Genomic DNA, 19,932 nt, shown 5'->3' with positions numbered 1-19,932 from the left:
ATAGCTTCCATTGATATCAAATACTTTTGTTTGTTAGTAACAAACAGATTGATAAGGAGTTAGTTTATGTTGTTAAAATCAGAAATTACCCAAGCGATTACAAGCCAGCAACAGCAGTTATTATCGCAGCAGACCTATCCACGCAAGATACTGGAAAAAATCAAAATTCTGCCTAATTTTGCCTTGGTCGTGTCGGGTATCCGTCGTAGTGGAAAAAGTACATTGCTCACTCAACTTATTAAGAAACAAGCAGAAAATAATTATCTTTTTCTCAACTTCGATACCCCACAACTTTTTAATTTTGAGTTTAGCGATTTTTCCTTACTCGATGAAATCATTGAAGAAAACCCACAGATTCAAACACTCTATTTTGATGAAATCCAAGTGATTGACGGCTGGGAAGTGTATGTGCGTGGCAAGCTCGATCAGGGCTATCAAGTGATAGTAACGGGATCTAATGCCTCTTTGCTTAGCCGTGAGCTAGGCACAAAACTGACAGGGAGACACATCAGCAAAGAGCTTTTTCCTTTCTCTTTTGTGGAATTTTGCGAATTTCTCGGTAAGACAAAAAATGCCGAGGTTGTCTCAGAGTATTTGACTCTCGGCGGTTTTCCGCAATATCTACAATTCAATGAAGATGAGATTTTAAACACCTTGATTAACGATATTTTATACCGTGATATTATCGTCCGTTTCGGCATTCGCGATGAACGTGCGATGAAGCGTCTGTTGCTTTTTTTAGCAAGTAACGTGGGCAATTTAATCAGTGCAAACAAACTGAAACAAAGCCTTGAAGTAAAAAGCACTTCCACCGTACAGGAATATCTTTCGCATTTAGAGCAAGCCTATGTGATCCATTTGTTGCCAAAATTTTCCTATTCCTACAAAACCCAGCTCGCTAACCCACGAAAAGTCTATTTTATCGACAATGGTTTACAGCGTGTAATTAGTCCATCTTTCAGCCAAGATCGCGGCAGAAAACTGGAAAATGCCGTATTTTGGGAACTTAGACGACAATATTCAGAGCTATATTACTACAATGAAAACAACAAAGAATGCGATTTTGTGGCCTGCCAAAACAGCACCCCAACACAGCTTATCCAAGTCTGCTGGCAGCTAAGTGCCGAAAATATCGCCCGAGAACGGGACGGCTTAGTTGATGCGATGAATTTCTTTAAATTGGAGCAAGGCGTTATCGTTACCTTTGATCAGGAAGATAAAATAATTGTTGATGGCAAAGTGATTGAGATTGTGCCGTTTTGGAAGGTATTTGGGGAACAAAATTATGGCTAAAATACATTTATTGAATGAATACAATATCTTGCAAAAGCTAGCCGTAAAAGGATGGAGAACCCGAAATAAAAAATGTGCGGAAAAACCACCGCACTTTTAATATTTACAATAACAATCCGCACGTGAAACGTGCGGTTTTTAGGCTATCCTATAAGGGCCTTTACTTCACACATCCCTCAAGGGATGTGTGAAAAGACCGACAACCGTGTTTAGAGATTACTTTGGTTACCCCTTAAAGGGGTCCACATATTCTTTCGTACTTAAATTATCTTGTACCATATCTTCTTTTTCTTGATTACGTATATATTTCTCTACCACCTTGGCATTTAAGCCTACCGTACTTACATACTAGCCTTTTACCCAAAAGTGTCTATTGCCATATTTATATTTTAGATTTGTATACTTTTCAAAAATCATCAATGATGATTTTCCTTTCAAATATCCCATAAAACTTGAAACTGTTAATTTCGGTAGTATTTTTACAGGTATATGGATATGATCTTTCATTGCCTGAGCTTCTACAATTTCTACGCCTTTATAATCACATAAACGCCTTAAAGTAAGCCCTACGGCCTGCCTTTTAGCAAGATAAAAATAGCTGAAATTTCATCGTACTTTAATCGGATAAAAAACCTTGATAAATCATTCTTATGCTTATTTTGGCAAAATGAGCTTATAAGAAAAAGGACGCTATGTAGCGTCCCTTAACAATCAGCCTTTAAAAATTAAAGCGCAGATTTTGCTTTTTCAACTAATGCTGCAAATGCAACTTTGTCGAATACTGCAATATCAGCAAGGATCTTACGATCGATTTCAACAGAAGCTTTTTTCAAGCCGTTGATAAATTTGCTGTAAGATAAGCCATTTTGACGAGCCGCAGCATTAATACGTGCAATCCATAATTGACGGAATTGACGTTTACGCTGACGACGGTCGCGATAAGCATATTGACCTGCTTTAATTACAGCTTGGAACGCAACGCGATAAACACGTGAACGCGCACCATAATAACCTTTAGCTGCCTTAAGAATTTTCTTATGGCGAGCTCTTGCAATAACACCACGTTTTACACGAGCCATTATTTAATCTCCTATACAATATTATTAACTAAAATTCACTTGACGTACGCTTTACTTGTTTACGCTTATGCGTATGGCAAGCAGGCTACAACTAAAACTTGGTCTGCTTTCGCAACCATTGATTTATGACGTAGATGACGTTTACGTTTAGTGGTTTTCTTAGTCAAAATATGACGTAAGTGAGATTGTTTACGTTTGAAACCGCCAGAAGCTGTTTTTTTGAAACGCTTCGCAGCACCACGTACTGTTTTAATTTTAGGCATTGTTTAAATAACTCCGCATTGTTTAAGTTAAATTTAATGATCAGGCGAATAAAAATTTTATTACTTGTAAAGCACTCATCATTTCGATTTAGTTAGCCGAGGGCTATCCTACATAAGGAAATCAGGTTGCGTAGTTTACCTGATTATCACTTTGTTTTTCCGCAAAGAAAAACGGATGAATTCTATAAGATCCATCCGTTTTAGGCAAGAAATAAAATTATTTTTTCTTCGGTGCAATTACCATTACAGCTTGGCGACCTTCTAGTTTCCCCGGAGCTGACTCAATCATTGCAATTTCTGAGGTATCTTGTTTAACACGCTCTAGCACATTTAATCCAATATCTTGGTGAGCCATTTCACGACCGCGGAAACGCACTGTAATTTTTACTTTATCACCATCTTCTAAGAAACGTAAGATACTGCGTAATTTAACTTGGTAATCCCCTTCATCAGTACCCGGACGGAATTTAATTTCCTTCACTTGTACAACTTTTTGCTTTTTCTTCTGCTCTTTCGCTGCTTTACCTTTTTCATAAAGGAATTTACCGTAATTCATAATACGGCAAACGGGTGGCTCAGCATTTGGGCTGATTTCCACGAGATCGAGATTTACTTCTTCCGCTTTATTTAAAGCCTCTTGCAGACTGACAATTCCTGCTTGCTCACCATCTTGGTCAATCAAGCGAACTTCCTTCGCCCGAATTTCTTCATTAATGCGATTTGGGCGATTTGTTGTTGGTGCTTTTTTTACGGTTTTAATAATCTTATTCCTCTATATAATTAAAACAATTTTCTGCAATGCAGAAGAACGAAATTTCACTTGCTTTATCTAAAGCAAAAACGGGCAAATTCTATAGTATTTACAGTTATTATGCAATAGTTCATTTCAAACACAATCGTGATCGTTATCACAAAAAATACAAAAAAACGACCGCACTTGATAAAATGCGATCGTTTTTAATTTAAAGGCTGGTTTAGTTCAAATAATCCTGTTTTAATTCACTATCTCAGCGAATTTGCAAGCTATTTACCTAAATTATCAAAGAATTTTTTTACACCATCTAAGAAACTAGATGATTTTGGGCGGTGTTTTTTTCCACCCTCCAGACTTGCTTCTAATTTTCTTAATAGTTCTTTTTGTTCTTCATTCAATTTAACAGGGGTTTCTACAATAACTTTGCAAATTAAATCGCCCGTATAACCATTGCGTGGCGAAGCAATTCCCTTACCACGCAAGCGTAATAATTTGCCAGTTTGTGTCTCAGCAGGAATTTTTACTTTTAAGCGTCCATCTAATGTTGGTACGTCAATTTCTCCACCTAAGGCTGCCATTGTAAAACTGATTGGTACTTCACAGTATAAATTATTACCATCACGTTCAAAAATATGGTGTGGTTTAACGTGGATAACAACATATAAATCCCCCGCTGGTGCGCCAAATTCGCCTGCTGCGCCTTCACCCGCTAAGCGTAATTGATTTCCTGTATCTACGCCTGCTGGAATATTCACTGACAGGTTCTTCTGTCTCTGAACACGTCCTTCACCGTGGCATTTTTTACAAGGTTTTTCAATTTTCTTTCCTGTACCATGACAGGTTGGGCATACTTGTTCCGTTACGAAAAATCCTTGTTGGCGTCTTACGCGACCAGCACCGTGGCAAGTTGGACAGGTTTCCACTTTAGAATCTTTTTCTGCCCCTGTACCGTGACAGTGATCACATTCTGCAAGTGTGTTGATACGAATATCTTTCTTCGTTCCTTTTACTGCTTCTTCTAGGCTAATTTCAATGTCATAGCGTAAATCTTCACCACGTACAACACGCTGCTGACGACCACGTCCGCCACCGAAAATATCGCCGAACATATCGCCAAAAATATCACTGAAATCAGCACCGCTAAAGCCTCCGAAACCACCGCCAGCACCGCCAAATCCACCTTGTTCAAAGGCTTGATGTCCGTATTGATCATAAGCGGCACGTTTTTCTTGATCACCTAAAATTTCATAGGCTTCTTGCACTTCTTTAAATTTTTCTGCAGCGTCTTTATCCCCTTGATTACGATCGGGGTGTAATTTCATTGCAAGGCGTTTGTAGGCTTTTTTAATCGCTTTTTCATCAGCACCACGCTCAACGCCAAGTACTTCATAATAATCTCGTTTTGCCATTTTTATCCTATTTTTTATACGCTAAAAGGGCATATCGCTATGCCCTTTGGATTATTGTTGAATGTGAATTATTTATTATCTTTCACTTCTTCAAACTCAGCATCTACCACATCATCATTGCTGTTTTGCTGTGGCTGTTCACCAGCTTGTGCTTGTTGTGCTGTCGCTTGCATTAATTTTTGTGAAGCTTGTACAAGTGCTTGAATTTTCGCTTCAATGTCAGCTTTGTCTTCACCTTTCGCTGCCGTTTCAAGTTCGTTCACGGCGTTTTCAATTTGGGCTTTATCATCGGCAGACAATTGATCGCCAACTTCGCCTAATTGTTTGCGTGTGCTATGAACTAGGTGATCAGCTTGGTTACGGGCTTGCACTAACTCTTCAAATTTACGGTCAGCATCTGCATTTGCTTCTGCATCACGAACCATTTGTTGAATTTCATCTTCACTTAAACCAGATGAAGCCTTAATGGTAATTTGCTGTTCTTTACCTGTACCTTTATCTTTTGCTGAAACGTGGATAATACCATCCGCATCAATATCAAAGGTTACTTCAATTTGTGGCATACCACGTGGCGCTGGGTTAATGCCTTCAAGGTTAAATTGACCTAATGATTTGTTTGCAGAAGCTTGTTTACGTTCACCTTGTAACACGTGAATGGTTACTGCACTTTGGTTATCTTCTGCGGTTGAGAACACTTGGGATTTCTTCGTTGGAATCGTTGTGTTTTTCTCAATTAGGGTCGTCATTACCCCCCCCATTGTTTCGATACCGAGTGAAAGAGGGGTTACGTCTAATAACAAGACGTCTTTCACATCACCGGCTAATACACCACCTTGCACAGCCGCACCAATAGCTACTGCTTCATCAGGATTGACATCTTTACGAGGTTCTTTGCCAAAGAACTCTGCCACTTTTTGTTGTACTAATGGCATACGTGTTTGACCACCTACTAAGATGACATCATCAACCTCTGATACGCTTAATCCCGCATCTTTAAGCGCCACTTTTACTGGTTCTAACGAACGCGCCACTAAATCTTCAACTAATGCTTCTAATTTTGCACGCGTCAATTTAATGTTTAAATGTTTAGGACCAGTTGCATCTGCTGTGATGTAAGGTAAGTTCACATCAGTTTGTTGTGCAGAAGAAAGCTCAATTTTTGCTTTTTCAGCCGCTTCTTTCAAACGTTGCATTGCAAGTGGGTCGTTGCGTAAATCAACACCTTGCTCTTTCTTAAATTCATCCACTAAGTAATTAATGACACGATTATCGAAGTCTTCACCACCTAAGTGAGTATCACCATTGGTTGCTAATACTTCAAAGGTTTTTTCTCCATCGACTTCATCAATTTCGATAATAGATAAGTCGAATGTACCGCCCCCTAAGTCATACACTGCAATCGTGTGGTTACCTTTACCTTTGTCTAAACCATAAGCTAATGCGGCTGCTGTTGGTTCATTAATAATACGTTTTACATCTAAACCTGCAATACGACCCGCATCTTTGGTTGCTTGGCGTTGTGCATCGTTAAAGTAAGCAGGTACAGTAATTACCGCTTCTGTTACTGGCTCACCTAAGAAATCCTCTGCGGTTTTCTTCATTTTTTTCAATACTTCGGCAGAAATTTGCGGTGGTGCCATTTTTTCATCTTTTACTTCTACCCACGCATCACCATTATCCGCTTTCACAATGCTAAATGGCATAATGCTTACATCACGTTGTACTTCTTGATCTTCAAAACGACGACCAATTAAACGTTTAATTGCAAATAATGTATTTTTTGGATTTGTTACTGCTTGACGTTTTGCTGGTTGACCTACTAATGTTTCACCATCATTTGTATACGCAATAATTGACGGGGTTGTGCGATCACCTTCTGCATTTTCAATGACACGAGGTTTATCCCCTTCCATTACTGCCACACAAGAGTTTGTCGTACCTAAGTCAATACCAATAATTTTTCCCATAATATGTTTTCTCCTAATAAAATTCGATTAAATTCGTTTACGCTTGATTAAATTGGGCTTACTTTGATGATTTCAAGTGTCACATTTTAATTTTTTTTGCATTTTTCTCTTCGCAACCAAATTAAAGTGCGGTGAAAATTTTTGATCTTTTCAGTCCAATGTTCTGATGGCTAATAAATTTTGGCGAGAAAATAAATTTCAAGGGGGAAAGTGGAAATTTTTTTGCTCTATTGACCTGTTAGCTTTGCAAGGAACAAATAAACGTGATTTTGACCACACTTCCGTTTTAGCAATACAAAAGTGCGGTCTGTTTTTTAACCATTTTCTCTCTTAAATAAAGAAAGCAAGAATAAAAAAGTGGCACTAATGACCACTGAAGGACCTGCGGCGGTGTTGTAGAAAGCCGAGAGTATTAAGCCCAAAGACACGGCGAGAATGCTGATAAGCACACCGATAGCCACCATCGCTTCTGGGGTGCGAGCAAAACGGCGTGCGGTGGCGGCTGGAATAATCAAAAGTGAAGTAATGATTAAAGCACCAACAAATTTCATACTTAACGCAATAGTTAAGGCGGTGAGAATCATCAAGACAAAACGCATTTTACGAATGTTAATACCTTCTACTTGGGCAAGTTCTGGGCTAACAGTGGTGGAAAGTAACGGTTTCCAGTAATAGCATAAACAACCAACGACCACGAGTACCCCGATAGCGATAAGGTAAAGATCTTCATAGCTAATGGCGAGGAGATCTCCGAATAGGTAATTCATTAAATCCACTCTGACATTTTGTAGCAGTCCCACCGTGACGACGCCTAGAGAAAGGCAACTATGTGCAATGATCCCAAGCAAGGTATCGACCGAGAATTGAGTTCGGCTTTCTAACCATACCATCCCGATGGCTAAAATTAACGTGATAATTAAAATGGCTAAATAAGGGTCAAGATGTAAAAAGATACCAATTGCCACACCAAGCAAGGCAGAATGAGAAAGCGTATCACCAAAATAAGCCATTCTGCGCCATACAACAAATGCCCCTAATGGTGCGGTAATAAAAGATAACAAAATACCTGTTAGCCAAGCTGGAAGTAAAATTTCAAGCATTGATGTTCCTTAATTCTGCGTTTTATGCGTGCATTGCGCTAACTGAAAATTTTTACCACAACACACCTCACCGTGTAGGTTATGTTTATGGTTATGGTGGTGTGTATAAAGCGCAATATTTTGTGAAAATTGGTTGCCAAAATAATGCCTAAATGTTGGATCGTTTGAAACAATTTCAGGTGTTCCCGCACAGCAAATATGCTGATTAATACACAACACTTCATTGGTATCTGCCATCACAATATGTAGATCGTGCGATACCATTAAAATCGCACAATTTAATTTTTGCCGCATTTTATGGATTAATTGATACAATTCGGCTTGACCCGAAATGTCCACACCTTGCGTTGGTTCATCAAGCACTAAGAGATTAGGCTTAGTCAGAATAGCCCTTGCCAACAAAACACGTTGCATTTCGCCACCAGATAATTTCTGCATCGCGTTCTGTCGTAAATGAGAAATAGAAAGTAAATCGAGCGTTTCTTGAATACTTTGCTTGGTTGTTCCCTGTTTAAGAGAAAGAAATTTTTCTACTGTAATGGGCAAACTATGATCAAGATGAATTTTCTGAGGCACATAACCGATACGCACATTGTTGTGATAAATCACTTTTCCTGAACTTGGCTTAATTAATTTAAGCAACACCTTCAGCAAGGTGGATTTACCTCCCCCGTTCGGACCTACAATAGTAAGAACAGAATCAGCATAAAGAGATAAGTTAATGTTTTGTAAAACATTTCGTTGTTCAAATTGCACATTAATGTGTTTTAACTCAATTAATGGCTGTTTAATGGCGTGAATCTGCATTTTATCTCTATACATTATGAAAAATTTGCTTAAAATAGCCCATTTTATTCGATTTAACAAGTTTCTCGTTGAGATGCTTAGAATTTATTCAGTTAAATCCTTTTCAACACGTGCTAAGGAATTTTTTGGCACTTTATGGGTCATACTAGAATGCAAGTTTTAATCAACATATGAAAGGAAATAGATAGTGCAACACGTTAAACTAGCAAGGGATAGACGAAAAAGAAAGTCGCGAATTAAAGCGGCAGTCTTCCTTTTGGCGATATTATCTATTTTCATTGGCATTGTATTAAGCGTCAAAGACAATGCAAAAACCGATCCCCTTGCAGTATCTTCTGATGAAGTACAATACAAGCCGCTCAATGAAACTCAAGATACTCAAACGAATAGCGAATTCAAGGATATTCAAGCTAATGAAAATCTCACCGAAAATTCGCAAAGTGCTGAACCGGATACTGCAAACACAGAAAAATCGAATAGCGATGAAGCCACCTCTTATGACGATGATCTGCAAGGTAAAGATGACGAAGTGGAACAAGTCAATCTTGATGAAAAAGATGAATTTGCCGATTTACCGGAAGATGCTAAAAATGCGGTCAATGATTTGCTTGATATTGCTGATCAAGCTATTCGTATCAAAGATCAATTTAGCTATACCGTCGTAAAAGGTGATACCTTGAAAGATGTATTAGAACAATCAGGGTTAGAAGATGAAACGAGCAAAACTCTTATTACGGCTTATCCAGAGCTAAAAAATCTTAAAGCAGGGCAACAGTTCTATTGGATTTTAGATAAAGACGGTGAATTAGAATACCTCAACTGGCTGGTTTCAGAAAAAGAAGAACGTATTTATGAACGTACTGCTGAAGGCAAATTTAAACGCCAAATCTTGCAGAAAAAAAGTGTATGGAAAAAAGAGGTACTAAAAGGTCAAATTAAAGGCTCATTTTCTAGCAGCTTAAAAGCTCAAGGACTGAATTCAAAACAAATTGCTCAATTAGGTAGCGCGTTGCAATGGCAAATTAGTATGAAAAAACTCAAACAAGGGGATAAATTTGCCGTGTTGGTTTCCCGTGAATATTTGGATAACAAACTCACTGGGCAAGGCAATGTGGAAGCAATCCATATCAGCTCTGGCGGAAAAAGCTATTATGCCATTCAGTCTAGCAATGGACGTTATTATAACCGTCAAGGGGAAACGCTGGGTAAAGGGTTTGCGCGTTATCCAATGCAACGCCAAGCACGCGTCTCCTCGCCATTTAATCCAGCTAGACGTCACCCTGTTACAGGACGAATTCGTCCACATAACGGTGTGGATTTCTCAATGGCTATCGGTACCCCGGTTATCGCACCTGCTGACGGCGTTGTGGAAAAAGTCGCCTACCAAGCCAATGGTGCGGGTCGGTATATTATGATTCGCCACGGACGTGAATACCAAACCGTTTATATGCACCTAAGCCGTCCATTAGTCAGAGCGGGACAAAGTGTGAAACGGGGTGAGCGTATTGCATTATCGGGCAATACAGGGCGTTCTACTGGGCCTCATTTACATTATGAATTTCACATTAATGGTCGCCCCGTTAATCCCCTCACCGTGAAACTACCTGGCACAAGTAGCCAAATGTCCACGGCGGAACGCAAGCAATTCTTGATAAAAGCCAAAGAAGCAGAGCGGAAATTAAAAATCTGACAAAGAAAAATAAGTGCGGTGCTTTTTGACAAAATTTTTCAAAAAAGCACCGCACTTTTGTTTTATTAAAAATTAATAAGCCTTAATCAATCACTAATCGAAAATACCTAGGCTTTGCCAAATTTCGTCCACTCGCTTGACCACTTCAGGATCTTTTTTAATTGGTACTCCCCACTCGCGATCCGTTTCACCTGCCCATTTATTTGTGGCATCAATCCCCATTTTAGAGCCTAGTCCGGCAATCGGCGAAGCAAAATCTAAATAATCGATTGGGGTATTTTCCACAATGGTGCAATCTCGTGCTGGATCGCTGCGAGTGGTAATCGCCCAGATCACATCTTTCCAATCTCTTGCATTAATATCATCATCACACACGATGACAAACTTGGTGTACATAAATTGACGTAAGAAAGACCAAACCCCCATCATTACGCGCTTGGCGTGTCCTGCGTATTGCTTTTTCATTGTCACCACGGCAAGACGGTAGGAGCAGCCTTCGGGAGGTAAATAAAAATCCACAATTTCAGGAAATTGCTTTTGCAAAATAGGGATAAACACTTCATTTAATGCCTCGCCTAAAATCGCTGGTTCATCAGGTGGTCGTCCTGTATAAGTGGAGTGATAAATCGGGTTTTGCCGCATTGTAATGTGAGTAACAGTAAACACAGGGAAATATTCTTGCTCGTTATAGTATCCCGTGTGATCGCCGTATGGCCCCTCTAACGCGGTTTCATTCGGTTCGATATAACCTTCCAAGACAATTTCCGCACTGGCTGGCACATCAAGATCATTACTCACTGATTTCACCACTTCGGTTTTATTACCACGCAATAATCCTGCAAAGGCATATTCAGACAGGCTATCTGGAACAGGGGTTACCGCGGCTAAAATTGTCGCAGGATCAGCCCCCAATGCCACAGACACTGGAAAAGGCTTATCAGGATGTTGTTCTTTCCATTCTTGGAAATCTAATGCGCCACCACGATGCGAAAGCCAGCGCATAATCAATTTATTCTTGCCGATAAGCTGTTGGCGGTAAATTCCCAAATTCTGTCGTTTTTTGTTGGGACCTTTGGTGATAGTCAATCCCCAAGTGATAAGAGGGGCAATGTCTTCCTTCCAACATTGCATAATTGGTAAACGATATAAATCGACTTCATCACCACGGAGGACAATATCCTGACAAGGGGCTTTATTTAGCACTTTTGCGGGCATATTTAGCACTTGTTTGTATTGTGGCAACGTTGCCCATAAATCTTTAAATCCTTTCGGCGGTTCTGGTTCTTTAAGGAAAGCAAGTAATTTGCCCACCTCACGCAATGCTGACACATCATTCTGCCCCATTCCAAGCGCCACACGCTTTGCCGTACCGAATAAGTTACACAACACGGGCATCGCAAACCCTTTTGGGTTTTCAAATAATAAGGCAGGCCCTCCTGCGCGCAAAGTGCGGTCGGAAATTTCGGTCATTTCCAAATAAGGATCGATTTCTTGCGAAATGCGTTTTAATTCACCTTGTTCTTCTAACAGCTGCAAAAAATCGCGTAAATTCTTATATTTCATCAATGCTTACTCAATGCAAAAATTGTGGCATCATTGTTATAAAGATTGCTTTGCAACGCAAGTGCTTTTGCGATTTTTCCCTAGATTGGGTAGAATGGGCGACAATTTTATCAGAATAAATGTATAAAAATGACAAAGAAAAAAACAAAACAAGCATCAAATACCATTGCCCTAAATAAACGTGCAAGACACGAGTATTTTATTGAAGATGAAATCGAAGCGGGGCTTTCCTTGCAAGGCTGGGAAGTGAAATCAATGCGTGCAGGCAAAGCCAATATTAGCGATAGCTATATTATTTTCAAAGACGGTGAAGCCTATCTATTCGGGGCAACGATTCAGCCCTTAAGTGTGGCATCAACGCATATTGTGTGCGATCCAACGCGTACTCGTAAATTATTGCTAAAAGAACGAGAATTAGCGTCATTATTCGGCAAAGCAAATCGTGATGGGTTTACCATTGTTGCCCTTTCTCTTTATTGGAAAGGCCCTTGGGCGAAAATTAAAATCGGCGTGGCGAAAGGGAAAAAACAGGTGGATAAACGTAACGATATTAAAGATCGCGAATGGCAAGTGGCGAAAGATCGTATTATGAAAAATGCGATGCGAAATTAATGTCACTTCGATAATTAAGTGCGGTGAGAAATTAGCGAATTTTTGAATTAGCCCTTGTCAAAACAGGGGCTAATTTTTTTATTTAAAAAGTTATCTTCACCCCGTTTTCCCTAAAAACAACGACAAAATCCCCGCTGCGATCAATGGCCCCACTGGAATACCGCCAACAAAGGCAACCCCTAAAATCGTGCCAACTAATAAGCCTGTGAGCAAGGTGGGTTGTGCGCCCATTAGATTTACCCCTCGCCCACCAAACCACGCAACCAGCACCCCCACCGCAATGGCTAAAAACATTTTCCAGTTCAACAGTTCAGTAAAACTTGGTAAGGGAATTTTGCCTGAAATAATTGGGCTAAGCACACCAATAGTAAGAATAATAATGCCGATATTTAGACCATATTTTTCCATAAAAGGGATATATTTGGCTAAAAAGGTTTGCTGCATTAATAGCAAAATCGTTGCCGAAATGGTGATTGAGCTGTTGTTACCTAACACACCAAGTAAAATCAAAATCACCAATAGCAAGGCGATTGCGTTAAATTGTAATGTCATCATTGCCTCAAAAATTCAAAAAAAGCCCGCACTTTTAGTGTGCCTAAGATGGCAGAATTATACGCTTTTTCTTTGTCTAATTCACAAAAATAAAGCTCATTATGTGCCGTTTTTATTCTACTTTAAAGGTAAGTAAACGGTTGGCATTACTCACCACAGTAATAGAAGATAACGCCATAGCAAGCCCACCGATCATCGGGTTAAGCAAAATACCAAACAAGGGATACAACAAACCAGCCGCAATGGGTATGCCTAAGAGGTTGTAAATAAATGCGCCAAACAGATTTTGCTTCATATTGCGTAAAATGCCTTTAGAAAGACAAAGTGCATCTGCCACCGCAGAAATATGATGTCGCATTAAGGTTAATTCTGCGGTTTCAATGGCAATATCTGAGCCGCTTCCCATTGCAATACTCACATCTGACTGTGCAAGGGCGGGGGCATCATTAATGCCGTCCCCGACCATTACAACCTTACGCCCTTCTTGTTGTAATGCTTTGATGATATGGGCTTTTTGAGCAGGCAAAACGCCAGCGATTACCTTATCAATCGCTGTACCTTGTGCCAAAGAACGAGCCGTTTTCTCTTGATCTCCCGTAAGCATCACCAAATGATAACCTTGTTTATGCAAGCGTTGTAACGCTTGAACTGAATCTTCTCTTAGCGGATCGCTTATTACAAACACCCCAGCTAATTGCTGATTTATCGCGAAAAACACCACCGTTGCTCCGCTTGCTGTTTGCTGTTGCCATATCGCCATTGCAGGTTGAATATCCACCCCTTGCTGTATCATTAAGGCTTGATTACCAAGTAATAATTCAAATGTTTCCACTTTCCCACGCACACCTAAACCTTGCAACGTGGTAAAGGCGTTGAGTGGCTTGATCTCACCTTGTTTTTCTTGATTAAACTGCACAATGCCTTTTGCTAACGGGTGATTTGATCCTTGCTCTAAACTTGCTGCAAGCTGACTAACTTGTTTTTCTGAATAATCATTAAAACAATAAAGTGCGGTGATTTTTGGCGAACCTTTTGTCAGCGTGCCTGTTTTATCAAACACAATCGTATCGGCGCTGGCGGCTTTTTGTAAGGCATCGGCATCACGCACTAAAATCCCCAATTCTGCCGCACGCCCAATCCCTGAAATAATCGACATTGGCGTAGCTAACCCTAAAGCACAAGGGCAAGCAATGATAAGTACAGTAGTAAAGATCACCAAACTATAAGAAAATTGTGGAGCAGGTCCGAAAACATACCAAATCAAGCCTGCCAGTAACGCAATGCCAATCACAATCGGGACAAAAATACCGGCAATCTTATCGGCAAGTTGCCCTATTTTCGGTTTGCTACTCTGCGCTTGACGCACTAATTTGATGATATTTGCCAGCGTCGTTTGCTCACCAATTTGTTCTGCGCGATAAATCACCGTGCCATCTGAAATCAGCGTGCCAGCACTAATTTTATCCCCAACGTGCTTTTGCACTGAGAGAGGTTCGCCGGTCAGCATACTTTCATCAAACCAGCCTTGCCCTTCGGTAACTGTTCCATCCACGGCAACACGTTCGCCTGTTTGCAAGCGTAATAACATTCCTTCTTTCACCGCCGCAAGGGGAATGTCTTGCGTGCCTTGTGATGTCATCAAATGCACGGTTTTAGGCGTCAGATCAAGCAAGCGTGCCAATGCCTGCGAAGAATGTTGTTTCGCTTTTGCTTCAAACATTTTACCTAAATTGATAAAACCGATAATCATCGCCGCCGCTTCAAAATATAAATGGCGTGCATTCTCCGGGAAAAAATCAGGCTTAACACAAACAACCATTGAATAAAGCCAAGCCGTCCCCGTTCCCAATGCTACAAGAGTATCCATTGTAGCGGTACGATGAAAGAGATTTTGCCAAGCCTTTTGATAGAAATGTTTGCCTGTAACAATCATTATCAGCAAAACCAGCACTCCCACAACCAACCAATAGGCACGATTGTTTTGGCTAACGCTCATTGTGCCGCCAAGTAACCCCCAAAGCATTAATATCGCCCCTAAGCCAAGGGCGATAATGCCTTGCCATTTACGCTGGTTCACTTCTTGCGTGGTTTTACATTGCTGTTTTTCCGCTCGCACCACATCATCATTCACCACTTCCGCGCCATAACCTGCTTGTTGTACGGCAGTAACGAGAGACTGTGGCGTGGCATTACCACTGACTAAGGCGGTTTGTTCCGCTAAATTGACTTGCACTTGCACAACCTGTGGCACGGCTTGTAAGGCGTTTTGTACTTTCATCACACAAGCGGCACAACTTAAGCCATCAAGTAAAAGCGTAACCTGATCCTGATGCTCGCCCACTACCACAGGATCAGGGGGAGAAATTTCTGTGGAAGATTCGGGTAGTGAACTTACTTTGCAGGCGTATCGGCAAGGCGTGCTTGATAACCTGCTTCAACAATGGCATCAATCAACACTTGTGGATCAACCTCTCCCTCTACAACGGCGCTATCCAAACTCACCTCTGCACGTTGCACGCCCGCAATATTATCTAACGTTTTTTGTACAGATTTCACGCAATGCTGGCAGGATAAATCACTTAATACTAAAACAGTTTTTTTCATCATTTTGTCCTTCTAGTAAAAATTTGGTTGTAGCATAAACCTTAACATAGGGTTAGAGTCAAGGCTCTGTCATTCCCTTTAAAAGTCAATTCTCTGCAAAATCCACCCGCTCTTTACCAGTATAAACGGTCGCCCTGCCCTCTCGGGCAAAACCAATTAAAGTCAGGTGGCTTTGTTGAGCTTGTTGTACAGCAAGTGCTGTTGCGGCTGAGATAGCAACTAAGCATTCAATGCCTGCACTCACAACTTTCTGCACCATTTCATAGCTAGCTCGGCTAGAAATTAAGACAAAACCTTGTTGCTTTGGCTGTTTGGCGTGCCAACCTAGCAATTTGTCCAAAGCCACGTGACGACCAACATCTTCCCGAATAGCAAGCAAGTTACCTTGTAAATCAAAAAAGGCAGCCGCGTGCGTTGAGCCTGTTTGTTGCCCAAGCTGTTGGGCTGAATGTAATTTTTTCAGACAATCATCAAGGCGATAAATATCCAAAACACAAGTGCGGTGTAAAATAGGGAAATTTTTATGAATTTGATCAAGCTGTTCTGTGCCACAAATGCCACAGCCCGTTCTCCCGGCTAAGGTGCGGCGACGCGCTTTGAGCGCGACAAAGCAACGTGTGGCAATTTCTATCTGTACTTCAATGCCATTGCAGGTTTCTTCAACATCAATTCCATAAATATCCGCGGGCTTTTCGATAATGCCTTCGGTTAAGGAAAACCCAAGGGCAAAATCCACTAAATCTTGCGGGGAACACATCATTACTGTGTGGCTAATGCCGTTATAAACCAAGGCGACCGGGGTTTCTATTGCGAGTATTTCTTCTTTTTCTTGCCAAATTGGTATGTGTTGAGAATGTTTATTATTTGTTAATTTTTTGAAAAAATTAACTGTTAATTTTGTGATCCAGCTCAAGAATTTTTCCTTTCTAATCAAGATTACTTATAGATTTTAGGTGTGAAAAGGCGTATCCTAGCCACAGTATTATGTTGTGCTAATTGTAATACAATTTGACAACAAACTATACTGTAACTGAATTATTTCATCGGTGAAAATGTGCGACTTACCGTTGTTTATTTGGTAAATAAAAAATGTGAACAATTCAGTTAGCCCAAACGAATATCTATAAAAAACGAATCTACTACACAATAACACAACAATTTTGTTGGTTAAGGAGCATCTCTATGCAGGTCACAAGAAGAAAGTTCTTTAAGATCTGTGCAGGTGGTATGGCAGGGACGTCTGCGGCGATGTTGGGCTTTGCCCCAGCAACCGCTTTAGCAGCACCTCGCGAATACAAGTTATTACGCGGTAAAGAAACCCGTAATACCTGCACCTATTGTGCCGTAGGCTGTGGTATGTTGTTATACAGCTTAGGTGATGGCGCAAAAAATAGCGTGGGTAAACTTTATCATATTGAAGGTGACCCCGATCATCCAGTTAGCCGTGGCGCGCTTTGTCCTAAAGGGGCTGGTGCATTAGATTATGTAAACAGCCCTCGTCGTGTGAAATACCCTGAAGTGCGTGAAGCAGGCTCAACAGAGTGGAAACGTATATCTTGGGAAGAAGCCATTGAACGCATCGCTAAACATATGAAAGCAGACCGCGATGCTAACTTTGTGTTAAACAATGAAAATGGTACCCCTGTTAATCGTTGGATGACCGCGGGTTTCTTAGCCGGATCGGCTTGTAGCAATGAAACAGGTATCTTAACGCAAAAATTTGTTCGTTCACTCGGGATGATTTATACCGACAACCAAGCGAGTATCTGACACGGACCAACGGTAGCAAGTCTTGCTCCATCATTTGGTCGCGGTGCGATGACCAACCACTGGGTTGATATTAAAAATTCCGATTTAGTCATTGTAATGGGCGGTAACGCAGCGGAAGCTCACCCTGTTGGGTTCCGTTGGGCGATTGAAGCGAAAAAACAAAATGGTGCGAAGTTAATGGTGGTTGATCCACGCTTTAACCGTACAGCTTCAGTTGCAGATATTTATATGCCACTCCGTTCTGGTACAGATATTGCATTTTTATCTGGCGTTATTCGTTATTTATTAGAAAAAGATCAAATCCAACACGAATACGTTAGACATTATACGAATGCGGCATTCCTCGTTGATGAGAACTTCAAGTTTGAAGACGGCTTGTTCTCAGGCTATGATCCTGAAACACGCAAATATGATCGTTCAACTTGGCGTTATCAATTTGATGCGGAAGGTCAGCCTATTCGTGATCTGACCTTACAACACCCTCGTTGCGTGATTAATCTGTTAAAAGATCACGTTTCTCGTTATACCCCTGAAATGGTAGAACGTATCACGGGTACACCACAAAAAAGTTTCTTACAATTCTGTGAAGAAATTGCCAAAACCTCTGCACCTGACAAAGCGGCAACCTTTATGTACGCATTAGGTTGGACTCAACATACTGTGGGTTCACAAAATATTCGTACGATGGCGATGATCCAGCTATTACTCGGTAATATCGGGGTTTCTGGCGGTGGTGTGAATGCGTTGCGTGGACACTCAAATGTACAAGGGATTACGGATTTAGGTTTATTCCCACATATGTTGCCTGGCTATATTCCATTGCCAACCGAAGCGGATACCAGTTTAGAAAACTTCCTAAACCGTATTACGCCAAAAACAATGATGAAAGATCAGGTGAACTACTGGCAAAATACGCCGAAATTTATGGTAAGTATGCTGAAAACCTTCTTTGGTGAAAAAGCCACTGCTGAAAATGAATTCGGCTACCATTATTTACCGAAATTGCCGAAAGGCGGTATGGATCAAATGCGCTACATTGATGAAATGTATCAAGGTCGTGTAAATGGTTATTTCTGCCAAGGAATGAACCCTGTTGCCTCTTATCCAAATTCAGGCAAAATCATTAAAGCCTTAAGTAAGTTAAAATACTTAGTGATTATGGATCCGTTAATCACGGATACCTCTGAATTCTGGAAAAACTACGGTGAATTTAATGACGTGAAAACAGAAGAAATTCAAACCGAAGTATTCCGCTTACCAACAACTTGTTTCGTGGAAGAACACGGTTCAATCGCTAACTCTGGGCGTTGGTTACAGTGGCACTGGAAAGCTGTTGAACCACCATTTGAAGCAAAAAGTGATGGCGAGATTCTTTCTGAATTAAGAGCGGCATTAATCGAGCTTTACCACAAAGAAGGTGGCGTATCCCTTGATAGCCTTGAGGCAATGAGCTGGCAGTATGACAACCCACTTGAGCCAAAAGCAGAAGAAGTGGCAAAAGAAATGAACGGCTACGCCTTACAAGATCTGCTTGATGCCAACGGTAATGTCATCTTGAAAAAAGGCGATCTACTATCAAGTTTCGCGCAAATGCGTGATGACGGTAGCACCTCTGGTGCGTGCTGGATTTATACGGGTCAATGGACACAAAAAGGGAACCAAATGGCGAATCGCGATAACGCAGATCCATCTAACTTAGGTAATACCCTAGGTTGGGGCTTTGCGTGGCCGATGAACCGTCGAATTATCTATAACCGTGCAAGTGCGGATTTATCCGGTAAACCTTGGAATCCAAAACGCCAGTTAATTAAATGGAATGGCAAAAACTGGAACTATGTGGACGTGGCAGACTTCGGTACTGCGCCACCAAATAGTCCTACCCTACCATTTATTATGCAACCTGAAGGGGTAAGTGGTTTATTCGTGCGTGAACGTATGGCTGACGGCCCGTTCCCAGAACATTACGAACCAATTGAAACACCAATTGGCACAAACCCACTGCACCCAAATGTCGTATCTAACCCTGTGGCGCGTATTTTGGAAAGCGATAAAGCAGACATTGGTACTTCGGAAGAATTCCCTTATGTGGGTACAACCTATCGTCTAACAGAACATTTCCACTTCTGGACGAAAAATGTGTTACTCAATGTAATTGCCCAGCCAGAACAATTTGTTGAAATTGGCGAAGCACTTGCAAAAGAGAAAGGCATCAATAATGGTGATTATGTCAAAGTTACCTCAAAACGTGGTTATATTAAAGCCGTAGCCGTGGTAACCAAACGTATCCGCCCACTCACTGCCGATGGCAAAGCCGTGCATACCGTAGGTATCCCAATTCACTGGGGATTCTCAGGGGTAAGCAAAAAAGGCTTCTTTGCCAATAACCTCACCATTCGCGCAGGTGATGCAAATACACAAACACCGGAATCAAAATGTATGTTGGTAAATATTGAGAAAGTGGGGGCATAA

Annotated in this window: 16 protein-coding genes and 1 pseudogene; 4 read left to right on the top strand and 13 right to left on the bottom strand. The window is 40.9% G+C overall.

Annotated elements, in window-relative coordinates:
• Positions 1–66 precede the first annotated feature (66 nt).
• Entirely contained in the window at positions 67–1,293 is a 1,227-nt protein-coding gene (locus tag L4F92_RS04600; protein WP_250364378.1) for an ATP-binding protein, read from the top strand.
• A 225-nt stretch (positions 1,294–1,518) separates the two neighbouring features.
• Here L4F92_RS04600 and tnpA read toward each other — a convergent pair.
• From tnpA to znuC, 8 genes and pseudogenes are all read right to left on the bottom strand, one after another.
• Positions 1,519–1,860, bottom strand: a pseudogene (gene tnpA / locus L4F92_RS04595) (IS200/IS605 family transposase); the annotation flags it as partial.
• Between the two features lie 158 nt (positions 1,861–2,018).
• Positions 2,019–2,372, bottom strand: coding sequence for a 50S ribosomal protein L20 (gene rplT / locus L4F92_RS04590; RefSeq protein ID WP_005546410.1), 354 nt, complete (start codon positions 2,370–2,372; stop codon positions 2,019–2,021).
• Positions 2,373–2,437: 65 nt separating this feature from the next.
• On the bottom strand, positions 2,438–2,635 hold the full coding sequence (gene rpmI / locus L4F92_RS04585) for a 50S ribosomal protein L35 (protein ID WP_005596065.1): 198 nt from the start codon (positions 2,633–2,635) through the stop codon (positions 2,438–2,440).
• A gap of 217 nt (positions 2,636–2,852) precedes the next feature.
• Positions 2,853–3,395, bottom strand: coding sequence for a translation initiation factor IF-3 (gene infC, locus L4F92_RS04580; protein WP_081637549.1), 543 nt, complete (start codon positions 3,393–3,395; stop codon positions 2,853–2,855).
• Positions 3,396–3,658: 263 nt separating this feature from the next.
• Entirely contained in the window at positions 3,659–4,798 is a 1,140-nt protein-coding gene (gene dnaJ, locus L4F92_RS04575) for a molecular chaperone DnaJ (RefSeq protein ID WP_250364377.1), read from the bottom strand.
• Between the two features lie 68 nt (positions 4,799–4,866).
• Positions 4,867–6,765 (bottom strand): molecular chaperone DnaK, encoded by a 1,899-nt coding sequence (gene dnaK, locus L4F92_RS04570; protein WP_250350535.1) that lies wholly within the window; start codon positions 6,763–6,765, stop codon positions 4,867–4,869.
• A gap of 314 nt (positions 6,766–7,079) precedes the next feature.
• Positions 7,080–7,865: a zinc ABC transporter permease subunit ZnuB gene (gene znuB / locus L4F92_RS04565; RefSeq protein ID WP_250364376.1), complete on the bottom strand. Its 786-nt coding sequence runs from the start codon at positions 7,863–7,865 to the stop codon at positions 7,080–7,082.
• A gap of 9 nt (positions 7,866–7,874) precedes the next feature.
• Entirely contained in the window at positions 7,875–8,672 is a 798-nt protein-coding gene (gene znuC / locus L4F92_RS04560) for a zinc ABC transporter ATP-binding protein ZnuC (protein WP_250364551.1), read from the bottom strand.
• Between the two features lie 187 nt (positions 8,673–8,859).
• On the opposite strand from znuC, the gene mepM reads away from it, so the two are divergent.
• Complete coding sequence (gene mepM / locus L4F92_RS04555; RefSeq protein WP_250350537.1) at positions 8,860–10,362, top strand: murein DD-endopeptidase MepM; 1,503 nt, start codon at positions 8,860–8,862, stop codon at positions 10,360–10,362.
• A gap of 93 nt (positions 10,363–10,455) precedes the next feature.
• Here the strand turns inward: mepM and ubiD are convergent, their stop codons facing one another.
• Positions 10,456–11,925: a 4-hydroxy-3-polyprenylbenzoate decarboxylase gene (gene ubiD / locus L4F92_RS04550; protein WP_250364375.1), complete on the bottom strand. Its 1,470-nt coding sequence runs from the start codon at positions 11,923–11,925 to the stop codon at positions 10,456–10,458.
• 129 nt (positions 11,926–12,054) lie between these two features.
• On the opposite strand from ubiD, the gene smpB reads away from it, so the two are divergent.
• Positions 12,055–12,537 (top strand): SsrA-binding protein SmpB, encoded by a 483-nt coding sequence (gene smpB / locus L4F92_RS04545; protein WP_250364374.1) that lies wholly within the window; start codon positions 12,055–12,057, stop codon positions 12,535–12,537.
• A gap of 96 nt (positions 12,538–12,633) precedes the next feature.
• Here smpB and L4F92_RS04540 read toward each other — a convergent pair whose 3' ends face one another.
• From L4F92_RS04540 to fdhD, 4 genes are all read right to left on the bottom strand, one after another.
• Complete coding sequence (locus L4F92_RS04540) at positions 12,634–13,089, bottom strand: DUF441 domain-containing protein (protein ID WP_250351707.1); 456 nt, start codon at positions 13,087–13,089, stop codon at positions 12,634–12,636.
• 112 nt (positions 13,090–13,201) lie between these two features.
• On the bottom strand, positions 13,202–15,430 hold the full coding sequence (locus L4F92_RS04535; protein WP_442778845.1) for a copper-translocating P-type ATPase: 2,229 nt from the start codon (positions 15,428–15,430) through the stop codon (positions 13,202–13,204).
• A gap of 50 nt (positions 15,431–15,480) precedes the next feature.
• Positions 15,481–15,696: a cation transporter gene (locus L4F92_RS04530; RefSeq protein ID WP_250364373.1), complete on the bottom strand. Its 216-nt coding sequence runs from the start codon at positions 15,694–15,696 to the stop codon at positions 15,481–15,483.
• Positions 15,697–15,778: 82 nt separating this feature from the next.
• Positions 15,779–16,606 (bottom strand): formate dehydrogenase accessory sulfurtransferase FdhD, encoded by an 828-nt coding sequence (gene fdhD, locus L4F92_RS04525; protein WP_250364372.1) that lies wholly within the window; start codon positions 16,604–16,606, stop codon positions 15,779–15,781.
• 269 nt (positions 16,607–16,875) lie between these two features.
• Between fdhD and fdnG the strand changes: the two genes are divergently transcribed.
• Positions 16,876–19,932, top strand: a complete 3,057-nt coding sequence (fdnG, locus tag L4F92_RS04520; RefSeq protein WP_250364371.1) for a formate dehydrogenase-N subunit alpha — start codon at positions 16,876–16,878, stop codon at positions 19,930–19,932.

The sequence above is a fragment of the Avibacterium sp. 21-595 genome (assembly GCF_023611905.1).
Lineage (GTDB): Bacteria > Pseudomonadota > Gammaproteobacteria > Enterobacterales > Pasteurellaceae > Avibacterium.
This window is presented reverse-complemented; position numbering and strand designations above follow the sequence as displayed.

Bases quoted from the DNA above. Each gene is read 5' to 3' on its own strand.
- znuC (WP_250364551.1), bottom strand. From the start codon at position 8,672: ATGCAGATTCACGCCATTAAACAGCCATTAATTGAGTTAAAACACATT.
- L4F92_RS04540 (WP_250351707.1), bottom strand. From the start codon at position 13,089: ATGACATTACAATTTAACGCAATCGCCTTGCTATTGGTGATTTTGATT.
- dnaJ (WP_250364377.1), bottom strand. From the start codon at position 4,798: ATGGCAAAACGAGATTATTATGAAGTACTTGGCGTTGAGCGTGGTGCT.
- smpB (WP_250364374.1), top strand. From the start codon at position 12,055: ATGACAAAGAAAAAAACAAAACAAGCATCAAATACCATTGCCCTAAAT.
- L4F92_RS04600 (WP_250364378.1), top strand. From the start codon at position 67: ATGTTGTTAAAATCAGAAATTACCCAAGCGATTACAAGCCAGCAACAG.
- znuB (WP_250364376.1), bottom strand. From the start codon at position 7,865: ATGCTTGAAATTTTACTTCCAGCTTGGCTAACAGGTATTTTGTTATCT.
- rplT (WP_005546410.1), bottom strand. From the start codon at position 2,372: ATGGCTCGTGTAAAACGTGGTGTTATTGCAAGAGCTCGCCATAAGAAA.
- L4F92_RS04530 (WP_250364373.1), bottom strand. From the start codon at position 15,696: ATGATGAAAAAAACTGTTTTAGTATTAAGTGATTTATCCTGCCAGCAT.
- ubiD (WP_250364375.1), bottom strand. From the start codon at position 11,925: ATGAAATATAAGAATTTACGCGATTTTTTGCAGCTGTTAGAAGAACAA.
- dnaK (WP_250350535.1), bottom strand. From the start codon at position 6,765: ATGGGAAAAATTATTGGTATTGACTTAGGTACGACAAACTCTTGTGTG.
- rpmI (WP_005596065.1), bottom strand. From the start codon at position 2,635: ATGCCTAAAATTAAAACAGTACGTGGTGCTGCGAAGCGTTTCAAAAAA.